We start from the raw sequence: 235 nt of genomic DNA, 5'->3' as shown, positions 1-235 counted from the left end.
CCCTGTGCGACGCGCGCCGCGAAGGAGGGTCGGCACGCGAACCACGCCGCAAGCACGCATGCGAGCCCTCCCGCGGCGAGGATTCCCACCGCCACGTCGAGGGCACGGACAATCCAGGGGCTCACGATGCGCCTCCCAGGTTGCGCGGATCGGTGCTGAGTCGGCTCAACACTCTCATTGCCAGGTAGGCGATCACGCAGATACCGGCGCCCGCGCACAGGACGGCGATGCCTCC

1 pseudogene is annotated in these 235 nt (G+C 69.8%); it reads right to left on the bottom strand.

Annotated features, from left to right (window positions below):
- Window positions 1–121: 121 nt before the first annotated feature.
- A pseudogene (locus QP415_RS12960) lies at window positions 122–235 on the bottom strand (type II secretion system F family protein); the annotation flags it as partial.

The sequence above is a fragment of the Pauljensenia sp. UMB3104 genome (assembly GCF_030217285.1).
GTDB lineage: Bacteria > Actinomycetota > Actinomycetes > Actinomycetales > Actinomycetaceae > Pauljensenia.
The sequence above is the reverse complement of the archived record's forward strand: the minus strand, read 5'-3'. Positions and strand labels throughout refer to the sequence as shown.